Source organism: Micropruina sonneratiae (genome assembly GCF_025972045.1).
Taxonomy (GTDB): domain Bacteria; phylum Actinomycetota; class Actinomycetes; order Propionibacteriales; family Propionibacteriaceae; genus Micropruina; species Micropruina sonneratiae.
The window spans coordinates 289,527-302,740 of sequence record NZ_JAPDHX010000005.1 but is presented as its reverse complement, the minus strand read 5'-3'; the positions used below and the strand labels follow the sequence as shown (position 1 = coordinate 302,740).

11 protein-coding genes are annotated in these 13,214 nt (G+C 71.9%); 5 read left to right on the top strand and 6 right to left on the bottom strand.

Features of this window, described 5'->3' with window-relative positions; all coding sequences use genetic code 11:
• Positions 1 to 125: 125 nt before the first annotated feature.
• The 3 genes from OIE40_RS14370 to OIE40_RS14360 are packed head-to-tail and all read left to right on the top strand — an operon-like array spanning position 126 to position 2,990.
• A complete protein-coding gene (locus tag OIE40_RS14370; RefSeq protein ID WP_264703310.1) occupies positions 126 to 764 on the top strand; it encodes a YdeI/OmpD-associated family protein in 639 nt (212 codons plus the stop codon).
• The gene (locus OIE40_RS14365) at positions 749 to 2,347 is read left to right on the top strand and encodes a phytoene desaturase family protein (protein WP_264703309.1); all 1,599 of its coding nucleotides are present in this window, start codon (positions 749 to 751) and stop codon (positions 2,345 to 2,347) included. The genes OIE40_RS14370 and OIE40_RS14365 overlap by 16 nt, the downstream gene beginning before the upstream one ends.
• Before the next feature lie 43 nt (positions 2,348 to 2,390).
• Entirely contained in the window at positions 2,391 to 2,990 is a 600-nt protein-coding gene (locus tag OIE40_RS14360) for a DinB family protein (protein ID WP_264703308.1), read from the top strand.
• Between the two features lie 12 nt (positions 2,991 to 3,002).
• Here OIE40_RS14360 and OIE40_RS14355 read toward each other — a convergent pair whose 3' ends face one another.
• The 6 genes from OIE40_RS14355 to OIE40_RS14330 form a co-directional block, all read right to left on the bottom strand.
• Entirely contained in the window at positions 3,003 to 3,881 is an 879-nt protein-coding gene (locus OIE40_RS14355; RefSeq protein ID WP_264703306.1) for a DUF4349 domain-containing protein, read from the bottom strand.
• Between the two features lie 106 nt (positions 3,882 to 3,987).
• Complete coding sequence (locus OIE40_RS14350; RefSeq protein WP_264703305.1) at positions 3,988 to 5,724, bottom strand: cation:proton antiporter; 1,737 nt, start codon at positions 5,722 to 5,724, stop codon at positions 3,988 to 3,990.
• 9 nt (positions 5,725 to 5,733) lie between these two features.
• Positions 5,734 to 6,918 (bottom strand): ATP-binding protein, encoded by a 1,185-nt coding sequence (locus tag OIE40_RS14345; RefSeq protein ID WP_264703303.1) that lies wholly within the window; start codon positions 6,916 to 6,918, stop codon positions 5,734 to 5,736.
• Between the two features lie 65 nt (positions 6,919 to 6,983).
• On the bottom strand, positions 6,984 to 9,635 hold the full coding sequence (locus OIE40_RS14340; protein ID WP_264703301.1) for an FtsX-like permease family protein: 2,652 nt from the start codon (positions 9,633 to 9,635) through the stop codon (positions 6,984 to 6,986).
• Between the two features lie 36 nt (positions 9,636 to 9,671).
• A complete protein-coding gene (locus tag OIE40_RS14335) occupies positions 9,672 to 10,613 on the bottom strand; it encodes a LysR substrate-binding domain-containing protein (RefSeq protein ID WP_264703299.1) in 942 nt (313 codons plus the stop codon).
• 43 nt (positions 10,614 to 10,656) lie between these two features.
• Complete coding sequence (locus OIE40_RS14330; protein WP_264703297.1) at positions 10,657 to 10,896, bottom strand: hypothetical protein; 240 nt, start codon at positions 10,894 to 10,896, stop codon at positions 10,657 to 10,659.
• Between the two features lie 190 nt (positions 10,897 to 11,086).
• Between OIE40_RS14330 and OIE40_RS14325 the strand changes: the two genes are divergently transcribed.
• Both OIE40_RS14325 and OIE40_RS14320 read left to right on the top strand, forming a co-directional pair.
• The gene (locus OIE40_RS14325; protein ID WP_264703295.1) at positions 11,087 to 12,235 is read left to right on the top strand and encodes a thiamine pyrophosphate-dependent dehydrogenase E1 component subunit alpha; all 1,149 of its coding nucleotides are present in this window, start codon (positions 11,087 to 11,089) and stop codon (positions 12,233 to 12,235) included.
• Complete coding sequence (locus OIE40_RS14320) at positions 12,235 to 13,209, top strand: alpha-ketoacid dehydrogenase subunit beta (protein ID WP_264703293.1); 975 nt, start codon at positions 12,235 to 12,237, stop codon at positions 13,207 to 13,209. The genes OIE40_RS14325 and OIE40_RS14320 overlap by 1 nt, the downstream gene beginning before the upstream one ends.
• The last annotated feature ends 5 nt before the right edge of the window (positions 13,210 to 13,214 follow it).

Here is a 13,214-nt window from a genome sequence, read left to right as displayed (position 1 = left end):
GCCGCGCAAGGACTTCCTGAGTGATTGCTGAGTAACGATTCGGCCACGAACGGGGGGCGGCGCCGGAGGCCCTGCGTGGCCCGGCAACGCAGCCGAGTGTCGGGGGCAACTGTCATGATGACCCGATGGACACCTGGATGGGCGGTACGGCCGAGCGGCCGGCGCGGTTCTTCGCGGGTCCGTCCGCCTTCGACGCCTGGCTAGCCGTGCACCACGACGTCGAGACCGAACTGTGGATGGGCCTGTTCAAGAAGCATGCGGCCGACCGGGGGCTGACCTGGCCCGACGCCGTCCCGGTCGCCCTGTGCTGGGGCTGGATCGACTCCTCGATGCACCGCCTCGACGACGACACCGTCCGGCAGCGCTGGACGCCGCGGCGTCCGGCCAGCAACTGGAGCGCGGTCAACATCAGGCTCGTCGAGGAACTGACCCTCGCGGGGCGGATGCGGCCGCCCGGGCTGGCGGCGTTCGAACGTCGCCGTCGCGAACCCGCCGGCTACAGCTACGAGGCGGGCGATTCCGAGCCCGCGCCCGCGCTGCCGGCCGAGTACGAGCGGCGGTTGCGGGCCGACCCGGCCGCGGCGTCCTTCTTCTACGAGCGGGCCACCACGTCGTACCGGCGCACCTGCGTCGCGTGGGTGCTTCAGGCGAAGACCGAAGCCACCCGCGACAAACGCATGACCGCCCTGATCGCCGACTGCGCCGCCGGCCGGCTGATCGCTCCCCAGCGCTACGGCACGCCGCCGAAGTGGGCGCAGCCGTGACCGGCCGGACGCCGCGGGTCGCGATCGTCGGCGGCGGGCACAACGCGCTCACCGCGGCCGCCTACCTCGCCCGGGCCGGGGCAGAGGTGACCCTGCTCGAACGGCTCGACGTGCTCGGCGGCGCGGCGATCTCGGCGCAGGCCTTCCCCGGGGTCGAGGCCCGGCTGTCGCGCTACGCCTACCTGGTCAGCCTGCTGCCCCGATCGGTCGCCGCCGACCTCGGTCTGGGGGTCGAACTGGTCCGGCGGCGGTACTCCTCGTACACGCCGGTGCCGGGCAGCGACCGTGGACTGCTGATCGACAACGGCGACCGGGCGGCCACCGAGGCCTCGTTCGCGTCGATCGGCGCCGCCGCCGACGCCGAGCGCTTCGCCGCCTTCTATCGCCGGGTGGCGGCGTTCGCCGGGCCGCTGTTCGACACCATGACCGGCCCGCTGCCCACGGCGTCCGCAGCTCGCGAGGTGATCGGCGCCGACTGGGCGGGGTTCGTCGAGCGGCCGATCGGCGAGTTGATCGAGGCGTCCGTGGCCGACGACCTGGTGCGCGGGGTGATCGCCACCGACGCGCTGATCGGCACGTTCAGTGACCTGTCCGGCGACACCGAGGGCAACATCTGCCTGCTGTACCACGTCATCGGCGGCGGCACCGGCGACTGGGACGTGCCGGTCGGCGGCATGGGGGTGGTCTCCGGCGGCATCGAGCGCGCGGCACGGGTGGCCGGGGCGCAGATCCTGACCCTCGCCGAGGTGACCGCGATCGATCCCGATGGTCAGGTGACCTACTGCCGGGGCGGCGACGAGCACCGGTTGGCCGCCGACCTCGTGCTGTGCGGGGCGGCCCCCGGCGTGCTGGCCGGACTGCTGGGTGAACCCGTCGCGGCGTCCGGTGCCCAGGTGGGTGAGGGTCGTGCTCGAGCGGCGGAGGGCGCGCAGGTGAAGGTCAACCTGCTGCTGCGGCGGTTGCCGGCGCTGCGGCAACCGGGGGTGCCGGCCGAGGCGGCGTTCGGGGGCACGTTCCACATTCAGGAGGGATTCGGCCAGCTGCGGGCCGCCCATGCCGCGGCGCTGGCGGGCCGGCTGCCCGACCCGCTGCCCGCCGAGATCTACTGCCATTCGCTGTCCGATCCGTCGATCCTCGGCCCCGAGCTGCGTGAGCGCGGCTACCAGACGCTGACCCTGTTCGGGCTGCACGTGCCCGACCGGCTGCTCGGACGGTTCGGCAACGACGAACTGCGTGACGAGCTGCGCCGGGCGGCGCTGGCCAGCCTCGATTCGGTGCTGGCCGAGCCGATCGAGCCGCTGCTGGCCACCGACGCCGAGGGCCTGCCATGCATCGAGGTGAAGACCACCGCCGACCTCGAAAAGGCGCTGTCGATGCCGGGCGGGAACATCTTCCACGGCCCGCTCGCCTGGCCGTGGGCGGGTCCCGACGAGGCACTGGACACCCCCGCCCGGCGCTGGGGTGTGGCCACCGGACACGACCGCGTCCTGCTGTGCGGGGCGGGGGCGCGGCGGGGTGGTGGCGTGTCGGGCATCGCCGGGCAGAACGCGGCGATGGCGGCGATCGAGATGCTGGGGCTGTAGGGCCACCACCGTGACGACGGCAGACCGAATCCGAGGAGGCATCATGAGCGACGACAACGATCCCAAGGCAGTCCTGCTGCATTATCTGGACGTCGACCGCGACGCCGTGCTGTGGAAGCTCGAGGGGTTGAGCGACTACGACGTCCGGCGTCCGCTGACGCCCACCGGCACCAACCTGCTCGGCCTGGTGAAACACCTTGCCATGGTCGAGTTGGGCTACTTCGGTGAGGTGTTCGACCGGGTGCCCGAGGTGAGTGTGGGCTGGTGGGCGAGCGAGAACGCCCGGTTCGAAGAGATCAACATCGATATGTACGCCACGGCCGAGCAGACCCGCGACGAGGTCGTCCGGCTGCTGGTGGACGCCGCACGCAACACCACGGCGACCTTCGCCGCCCTCGAACTCGACGCCCCCGGGTTCGTGCCGTGGTGGGGGCCGGAGCGGGGCCGGGTGACGCTGCACCGCGTCGGAGTGCACCTGCTGACCGACCTGTGCCGGCACGCCGGGCACGCCGACATCCTGCGCGAACAGATCGACGGCTCGGCCGGGCTGGGGCGCCGGGTGGACAACCTGCCCGGCCTGGACGCCGACGGCTGGGCCGCGTACCGGGCCGAGTTGCAGACGATCGCCGAGCAGTTCCGCTGAGCGGGAGGAGCGTCAGTCCTCGTGGTCGGGTTTGGTCTGGGCCGGCGGGGTCGGGGCCGACGTCTTTCGGCGCAGGTGTCGCAGCACCGGCCAGGCGATCAGGCCCAGCACCAGAGCGAACGGCAGCAGGCCGCCGACCAGGGTGAGCAGCAGGGTGATCGACTGCTGCAACGCCTGCCAGGCCCGCTGCAGGCCGACCAGCAGCGGATTGTCGGGATCGGTGCCCTGCCCGGGCCGCACCAGGGTGACGGTGACCGGCGCCCGGTCGACGGCGTCCGCGAGGGCCTTCTGCCTGGCCAGCAGCGCTTCGAGCTCGGACTGCCGCTCGGTGAGCTCGGACTCGACCCGGGCGATGTCGGCGATCGAGCCGGCCCGCTCCATCAGCGTGCGGATCCGTTCGATCGACTCCCGCAGGGTGCGGATCCTGGCCTCGACATCGACCACCGCGTCGGTCACGTCGGTGGCGGTGACCGTGCGGGTGACCAGCTCGGCGTAGGTGGCGGCCTCGGTCATGAAGGCGTCCATCGACTCGGCGGGCACGCTGAACTCGATGCGGGCCGAGGCGCTTCGGGTGTCGTCACCGCTGCGGATCTGTTCGGACGCCACGAAGCCGCCCAGCCGCTCGGCCAGCTGCCGCAGCCTCTCGGCCAGGCCGGTCAGGTCGTCGCCGCGCAGGCTGAGTGCGCCGGTGCGGACGATGCTGCGGCCGGCCTCGGTGGGACCCAACTCGGTGGGGGCGGAGGTCGCCTGCGGGGCGGCGCCGTCACCGGCGCGCCCCACCTCGGGCGACTCGCCCGACGAGGTGGCGCCGAGCTGGGTGCAACCGATCAGGCCGGCCAGGGCCAGCAGCACCAGGGTGGTCAGGGCGAGGCGGAAACGTGACGTCTGCATGTCGTACTCCACGTACGGCGGTGCCGCCGCGTTGCACGTGTGAACACAGTGTGAGTCCCAGCATTGAACACGATGTCGAGACTCACACTGTCTCTCCGCCGACAGGTCAGCCGTCGGGACCGCCGCGCAGCTCCAGCCCGATCTGCGCCGCATCCACCACCGCAAGGGCGTGCGACAGCACGTCGGCGTTGAAGACACCGTCGTCGCGCGCGTCCAGCAGGGCCGCCCGCTGCGCGGCCAGCACGTCGAGCCGCAACTGCTTCATCGGCCTGCCCTGCTCGGCGGTGCGCTCGCGTTCGGAGACCTGGTGCAGCAGGTCGATCACCCGGGCGCGCTCATCGGCCTCGGCGGTGGCGTCCTCGGGGCTGTCCGGACGGCGCAGCCAACCCACTACCAGGGGCAGGCTGGCGCCCTGGATCAGCAGCGACCCGCCGGCCAGGAAGTAGGCGACCAGTACCAGTGCCGCCCGGCTTGGAGTGTCCGAGGGCAGCGTCTGCGCGGCGGCCAGCGACACCGCGCCGCGCATGCCGGCCCACACCAGCAGCCCGCCCTCGCGCGGACCCAACGGCTGGTTGAGCAGATAGTCCAGATCGGCACGCTGGCGCCGCAGCCGGGTCTGGAACATCTCCAGCCGGTCCGCACTCCAGGCGCGCAGCGTGCGTCGCCGATCCTGCCGCTGCTGCGCCCGCCGCGCCGCCCAGGGCCGCAGCGGCCCGCGCGGCCCGCGACCGCCCGGCCGGTGGTCGTCCACCTGTGGTGGGTCCAGCTCGAGGTGCGGGTCGGCGATCCGCTGCTCGATGTAGTCCTGGATCGCGGCCCGGCGCTCCTCCATGCCGAGGAAGCGCTTGGTGCGCCGACGCTGCCCGATGATCAAGGTGGTGACGTAGCCGGCCCGGATCAGCAGGGTGAACAGCAGGCCGACCCCCGCGACCCAGCTGACCAGGACGAGCGTCCCGTCTCCGTGCGTCGAGTGGGTGAGCAGGCCGTGCAGCTGCAGACCCATCAGCAGGAAGATGCCGCTCTCGAGCACCAGCTCGACGGTCTTCCAGTTCTGCGTATCGGACAGCCTGGCCCGGGGCGACAGCAGCCGTGGCGCCCCGTAGCCGGTCACCATGCCGGCCACCACCGCCGCCACCAGACCGGACGCCTCCAGCTGTTCGGCGGGCACGGCGGCGAGGAACGGCGCGGCGTAGGAGAGCACCGTCGACACCGTCGGATCGGCCACTCGGGAGCGGGCCAGCAGCAGCAGCCAACCGACCGCGAAGCCGATCACCACCGCCAGCCCGAGCGCCCACAGGAACGACAGGGCCACCCCGCCCAACGCGATGGAGCCGGCGCCGGCGGCGACCGCCGACCGCAGCAGCACCAGCGCGGTGGCGTCGTTGAGCAGGCTCTCGCCCTCGAGCATGGTGAGCACCCGCCCCGGCACCCCGACCCGGCGGGCGATGGCGGTCGCCACGGCGTCGGTCGGCGACACGATGGCGCCCAGCGCCACCCCCCACGCGAACGAGACGTCGAGCACGGCGGAGAAGAACCAACCCAGGGCAAGGGCGCTGACCAGCACCAGCACCACCGACAGGCCGGTGATCGAACGCAGCTCGCGGCGGAAGCTCATCGTCGGCATGGACACCGCGGAGGCGTACAGCAGTGGCGGCAGGATGCCGATCAGCACCCACTCGGGTTCGATCTCGAGCAGCGGCACGCCGGGCAGGAAGCTGACGACACTGCCCACCACCACCAGCAGTAGGGGAGCGGCGAGCCGCACCGCTCCGCTCAGCAGGGACGCGCCGACGATGCAGAGCAGTCCGACCGTCAAAAGGACGACGACGACCTCGGGTTCCATGGCCGTCGACTACGCAGCCTCGGCGCGGGCCCGCAGGAAGCGCCCGAAGTGTGGAACGGTGAAGGCGATCCGGCCCCGTTCGCTGGCGTAGATCAGGCCCTTCTTGATCAGCGCGTCCCGGGCGGGTGACAGCGACTGCGGCTTGCGGCCCAGGATCTCGGCCACCAGCGCCGACGGCACCGCGCCGGCATCGTCGGGGTCGGCGTCCGCCATCGCCCGCAGGTACTCGCGCTCGGCGCTGGTGGCACGCTCCAACCGGGACCCGAAGAAGCCGACGGCGAGTTCGTGCTCTGCCTGCGGGGCGGCGACCGCGACGTCCTCGACGGTGATCGGGGAAGCCGTGGCGACATCCCAGGCGACCTTGCCGTAGGCCTGGACGAAGTAGGGATAGCCGCCGGTCACGGCGTACATGGCCGCCAGCGCGTCGGCGGTGAAGGACGCCCCCTCGTCCTCGGCGGGGGCGACCAGCGCGAGATCGGCCGAGCCGCGGTCGAGCCGGTCGATCCGGCTGTAGGCGAACAGCCGCTCGGAGTACGATTTGGCCGCGCTCAGCACCGCGGGCAGGTGCGGCAGCCCCGCGCCGACCACGATCAACGGCAGCCGTTGCTGGCCCAGCTCGTGGCAGGCGGCGCACAGGGCCGAGACGTCGTCGGCGCCGAGATCCTGCAACTCGTCGATGAACACCGCCACACCCCTGCCCTGATCGGCGGCCAGCCCGGCCACGTCGGTGAGCAGTTCGACCAGGTCGATCTCGATGTCGCCGGAGTCGGCCCGCCCGGTGATGCTGGGTGCGCTGATGCCGGAGTTCCACCGGTCGAAGGCCTTCGCGGTGGGCGGCGCCGCCTTCTCGACGAACGCCTTGAGGGTCGAGAGCACGCCCAGGGCGTCCGGGTGACCCAGCTCGCGGATCGCCATGTGCAGGGCCGCGCCGAGCGGTCGCCGGATGCCCAACTCGGGTCGCGCCTCGAGCTTGCCGGTGCCCCAGCCGGCGCGGACGGCCTGGCTGCGCATCGCGTTCAGCAGCACCGTCTTGCCCACGCCGCGCAGCCCGACCAGCACGATGGACCGCTCGGGGCGTCCCTTCGCGACGCGTTCGATGACGAACCTGAATGCCTCGAGTTGGGTGTCCCTGCCGGCGAGTTCGGGCGGCCGCTGCCCGGCGCCGGGCGCGTAGGGGTTCCTGATCGGGTCCATGATCGGACTGTATTGCGATGTCTAGGGGGAACCCGAGAGCGAGCCAGAGTGTCGCAGAGGAACCGTCAGCCGAGGTCGGCGAGGGCCTCGATCGGCGCGGCCTGCGCCGCTTTGTGCGCCGGCAGCACCGACGCCACGGTCGCGGCGACCAGCACGAGTACACAGGTGCCCAGGGTCAGTGCCCAGTCGACCTGCACCGCCACCCGGGGCAGGCCGAGCTGGGTCTCCAGCGCGGACGCCCCGGCCCAGCCGAACCCGATGCCGAGGGCCAGCGACAATGCCACCGCGACGATGCCCAGCAGCAGCGCCTCGATCAGCAGCATCCGGCGCAGCCCGGCACGTTGCAGGCCGAGCGCGCGCAGCAGGGCCGACTCGCGGGTGCGTTCGAGCACGGACAGGCCCAGCGTGTTGGCCACCCCGACCACCGCCACCAGCACGGCGACGAACAGCAGTCCGTTCAGGATCAGGCTGACGGCGTCCAGCAACACCAGCAGGTTCGCCTTGCGGGTGGCGCCGCCGCCGACCACCAGCCCCGGATTGTCGGGCAGCAACTCGGTGGTGAGCCGCTGCAACTGCGTGGTGGCGGCAGCCGGGTCGGCGACCGAGGCGAGGATCAGGCCGGGGCGGTCGGTCACCCCGAAGGCCGCCAGCGTCTCTGGGGTGACCACGGCGACGTCGGTGCCGAGATTGACCTCGACGGGGCGCAACCGCTGCAGCGTGCCCAGCAGCGGCGTCACCTGCACCTGAGAGTCGGGGCCGAGCTTCAGCAGCACCATCACGTCGTGCGGCAGGCCGATCTCGCCGTTGGCGACGGCCACGGGACGGCCGACGATCGCCTCCGCCTCGGGGGGCACCGTGGTCACCGGCAACGGCTGGAACAACCCCGCACCGGCGATCACGTTCATCGGTTCGGTGACCTGCAGCATGGCCGCGCCGGTGACGCCGGGGACGGCCCGAACGGCATCCGACGCGCCGGGGGAGAAGCCTGCCAACTGGTTGTCGACGCGGTTGCCGCTCGGCCCCCCGCCGTTGGGGTCGGACAGGTCGGCCTCGAGCACTGCCGACTGCAGGGTGACGTCCACCGGGTACCGCTCGTCGACCTGAGAGAAGGCGCTGGCCCTGCCGGTGGCCGCGCCGACCTGGATGGTGATCACCAGCCCGACCGCGATCAGCAGGGCCCCGACGGTCGCACCGACCCGTCCCGGGTTGCGGCCGGCGTTGCCCAGTGCCAGCCGCAGTTCGGGGCGCAGCCGCGCCGGCGTCCGGCCCCACCGGCGCAACAGTGCCGACAGCAGGCCGGACGCCGCCAATAGCACCGCCACCCCCACCGCCGCCGCGCCCGATGCGGTCAGCGCCACCCCGGCCACCGCCGTGGGAGTGAGCCCGAGCGCCATCACGGCCGCCCCGGCCACCGCCAGGCAGGCACTCACCGCCAGCCTGGCGCGTTGATGCTGCAGGGCGGCCGCGGGAGGCTCGACCGGTCGCAGAGCCTCCAGCGGCGCCACCCGGGTGGCCTGCAGCAGGGGCACCAGTGCCGCCCCGACGGTGACCACCACCCCCAGGACGCCGATCAGCGCCACCCGGTCGACCGGCACCACCAGCCCGAACTGGAGCGACCTGGTCACGAGTCCGGCGATCAGTGCCGAGGCGCCGATGCCGAGCCGAATGCCGGCTGCGGTGCCGGCCAGCCCGAGCAGCAGGGCCTCGGCGAGAGTGCCGCCCAGTACCTGACCGCGGGTGGCCCCAACCAGCCGCAGCAGCGCGAGATGCCGGCGACGCTGGGTCATCAGCACCGCGAAGGTGTTGGTGATGATCAACCCGCCCACGACCAGTGCGATCAGGCCCGCCCCGCCGAGCACGGCGGAGATCCAGTCCGAGCCGGAGGCCACCTCGCGGATCGCGTCCTCGCGCACCTGCGCGGCGGTGTGGGACTGCACCAGGTACTTCATGAAGCCCCAGTCGGTGAGCTGCTGCTGCACCGCCGCCGCCACGGCGTCGGCCTGGTCGGGGTCCTCCAGCTTCACCAGCAGCCAGATTCCGACGCCGTCGCCGGACGAGCCGGGGGTGGTGCCGGCGAACTTCTTGGGGTTGACCAGGATGCGCAGGTCGGGCGGCGGGAAGGCGGCGTCCAACTGATCGATCAGGGCGAAGGTGATGTATCCGGGCGGGTCGGCGAAGCCGCGCTGGTCGGTGAGCCCGACCACGGTCAAGGTGTGGGGCGGCTTGCCGTCGAGGGTGACGGTGTCGCCCAGGCCGAGCCCGAGCTGGCCGGCGGTTTCGTCGGTGAGCACGATCTCGGACGCCGTGGTGGGCAGCCGGCCCGCGGTGACGTCGTACCAGCGCAGGGCGGGGTCGGCCGGCGACGACGTCAGCATTACCCCGGCGGTGGCCCGGCCGTTGCTGATCCGGCCGTACACCTGGCTGAACCGTTCGACCTGCTGCACCCCCGGCTGCTCGCCGAGCAGGTGTTCGGCCACCGAGAGCGCGCCGTCGCGCTGCTCGCGCGCGTTGTACGCGTGCCACAGGTGCGTCTCGACCACGACGTCCGCCTTCGACACGAACAGCGAGTCACGCTTGGCCAGCGTCTGCGACTCGGTGACCGCCGAGGTCTGGGTGGCGACCAGGAAGCCGATGGCCAGCACGATCGCCGCCAGCGTGGAGGCGTAGCGAGCGGGCCGCATCCGGATCTCGCGCCAGGCATCGCTCACACTTCGCACCGCCCCAGTCTTACCCCACAGGGGCCAGCCGCTGCGTCAACGCACGACGGACAGCTCGGCCCCCTCGGGTGCTGGGCGGGCGGCGCCGGCTGTGGCGGCGCCGGCCTTGGCCAGCAACCCGCCCACCACCAGCTGCACGGCGGGGGTGTTCTCGACGGCGCGCCGGACCATCACGTGGATGCTGCGCAGGGGTGTCGGGTTGACCACGTCGAGTGCGTGCACGCCACCCGGGAGCTGAAGGCTGCACAGCCGGGGCATCACCGCGATGCCGATGCCCGCTTCGACGAAGGCGATGGCCGTGGTGTGGTCGTCGGTGCGCACCGCGTACGAGGGGGTGAAACCCGCCGAGACCGCCGCGTTGTCCAGGTTGATCACGCACCAGGACGCCTGGGGGGCGTGGGCGATCCAGCGGTCGCCGGCCAGTTCGGCCAGGTCGACGGTGTGGGAGCCGGCCAGCCGGTGCCCGGACGGCACGACCGCCACGTAGGGCTCGTCCAGCAGGTGGTGGGCGACGAAGCCGGGCGGGCAATGGAAGTCGGGGCGCTCCACCATCACCTCGACGTCGGTGCGCTCGTCCTCACCGCTGGGCAGGTCGCGCACTCTCAGGTCGAGCCGCAGCCGGGGGTGTTCGGCGAGCACCCGGGCCACGATGTCGGGGATCCACGCCATCGCCGCCGAGGTGAAGTAGGCCATGCTGAGTGAGCCGGCGCGCCCCTCGCGCAGGTCGGACACCTTCTCCTCGACGTCGGCGAGTTCGCCGAACAGGCTCTCGGCCGCGGCCGCCAGCTCGAGCCCGGCGTCGGTGGGCTCGACGCCGCGCCCGGCCCTGCTGAGCAGCACCAGGCCGGTCTCCCGGGCCAGCGCCGACACCTGCTGGCTGACCGCCGAGGGTGTGTAGCCGAGGTTGGCCGCGGCGGCCTGGATGGATCCGGCGGCCACGACCGCGCGGTAAATCCTGAGGCGCTGTACGTCGACCATGGCGGTCATGCTAGTCCGACGCTGATGAATGAAGGTCGAATCGTCAGTTCTGCTTCACCGAGGTGAGTTGGGCCAGTTCGCGCAGCTCGGCCAATTCGCGGCGGTAGCTGGCCGTCGCCTCGGAGTCGGCATCCATGCCGAACGGGATCCGCGGCAGGTTGCTGGTGCGGCGGTGCGTGCGTTCCAGCAGGCCCAGCAGCCCGATCAACAGGGCCGCGGCGACGAGGTACTCGATAGCGCGGGGGCGGGGCCGGACAGGTGCGCGGCGCGGGGTCTCGACCACCGGCGTCCGTCGGGTGAAAGATGGGGACGCGGGCGAGGACGCTCGCGGAAGGGAGTCCGGTCCTGCTCCAGGTGCCCGGTCGAGCTGGCAGCCGAACCGGCCGGGATACTTTGACCTACGGTTACGTAACCGATAAGTTAGCCGAGCGTTAGGAGACGGCCCCCTGCGTCGGGGCCCGAAAGGAAGCGACGTGTCCGAGCCCGCTGTAGACGATTTCGTGCAACTCCTCACCCCCGACGGGGAGCGCGTCCAGCACCCGGAGTTCGACTTCGCCGGCAGTGACGACGAGATCGCCGGCTACCTGCGGGAAATGGTCCTGGCCAGGCGTTTCGACTCCGAGGCGACGGCCCTGCAGCGCAAGGGGGAACTGGGCCTGTGGCCACCCGCGCTCGGCCAGGAGGCGGCCCAGGTGGGGTCGGTGAACGCCACCCGATTGCCCGACCACGTCTTCCCGTCGTATCGCGAGCACGCCGTCGCCCTGCACCTGGGCGTCGACCCGGTCGAGATGCTCGGCACCTTCCGCGGCACCGCGATGGTGCCCTGGGACACCGCCGCGATGGGGCTGCACCTGTACAGCTTCGTCATCGGCACCCAGACCCTGCACGCCACCGGCTACGCGATGGGGCTGCAACGCGACGGCCTGGTCGGCAACCCCGAACCCGCCGACAACGGCGCGGTGATCGTCTACTTCGGCGACGGCGCCACCAGCCAGGGCGACGTCAACGAGGCGTTCATCTTCGCCGCGTCGTACACCGCGCCGGTGGTGTTCTTCTGCCAGAACAACCAGTACGCGATCTCCGAGCCGATCGCGCTGCAGTCGAAGATCCCGCTGTACCGCAGGGCGTCCGGCTTCGGCTTCCCCGGCGTCCGGGTCGACGGCAACGATGTGCTCGCCGTCCAGGCCGTCACCGCCTCGGCCATGCAGCGCGCCCGCCGCGGCGAGGGACCCACCCTGGTCGAGGCCTACACCTACCGGATGGGCGCCCACACCACCTCTGACGATCCGACCAAGTACCGCTCCCGCGACGAGACGGACGCCTGGCGCGCCCGTGACCCGATCAGTCGCGTGCAGACCTACCTGCTCAGCGCCGGCGCCATCGACCAGGCCTGGCTGGACGCCCTGGACGCCGAGAGCGAAGAGCTCGCGGTCCGCGTCCGGGAGGGTTGCCTGGCGCTGCGGGAGCCGAAGCTCGAGGAGTTCTTCGAGCACACCGTGATCGACCCGGGCGAGGTGCTCCTCGAGCAGCGCGACGAGTACCTCGAATACGAGGCGGGCTTCGCCGACGAGGGCGAGCCGGTACCGAGCGAAACCCACGAGCGGGTCCAGGAGGCTCTCTGATGCCGACGATGACTCTGGCCAAGGCGCTGAACGCCGGCCTGCGCCGGGCCCTGGAGGCCGACCCCAAGGTGCTGCTGGCCGGCGAGGACATCGGCAAGCTCGGTGGCGTGTTCCGGATCACCGAGCACCTGCAGCGCGACTTCGGCCCCGACCGGGTGATCGACTCGCCGCTGGCCGAGTCGGGCATTCTCGGCACCGCGATCGGGCTGGCGCTGCGCGGATACCGGCCGGTCGTCGAGATCCAGTTCGACGGCTTCGTCTACCCCGCCTACGACCAGATCGTGTCGCAGCTCTCCCGCTTCTACTTCCGCTCGCACGGCCGGCTCAAGATGCCGGTCGTGGTGCGCATCCCCTACGGCGGCGGCATCGGCGCCATCGAGCACCACTCCGAATCTCCCGAGGCGTACTTCGCGCACACCCCCGGGCTGAAGGTGGTGACCTGCTCGAACCCGGTCGACGGCTACTGGATGATGCAGCAGGCGATCGCCTCGAACAATCCGATCATCTTCTTCGAGCCCAAGCGGCGCTACCACGAGAAGGGCGAGGTCGACACCGAGGCCGAGCCGATGCCGCTGTTCCAGGCCCGGGTGGTGAAGCCCGGCGACGACCTGACGCTGATCACCTACGGCCCGATGGTGCGCACCTGCGTCGAGGCCGCCATCGCCGCCGGCGAGGAGGGCCACGACATCGAGGTGGTCGACCTGCGCTCGCTGTCCCCGCTCGACATGGCCACGGTGACCGAGTCGGTGACCAAGACGGGGCGGGCGATCGTGGTGCACGAGGCGGCGATGACGCTGGGCATGGGTGCCGAGATCGCGGCCCGGCTGCAGCAGGACTGCTTCTATTCGCTGCAGGCACCGGTGCTCCGCGTCACCGGCTACGACATTCCGTACCCGCCCAGCCGGGTGGAGAGCTCGTTCCTACCCGACCTCGACCGGGTGCTCGACGCGGTCGACCGATCCATGGCGTTCTGAGGAGG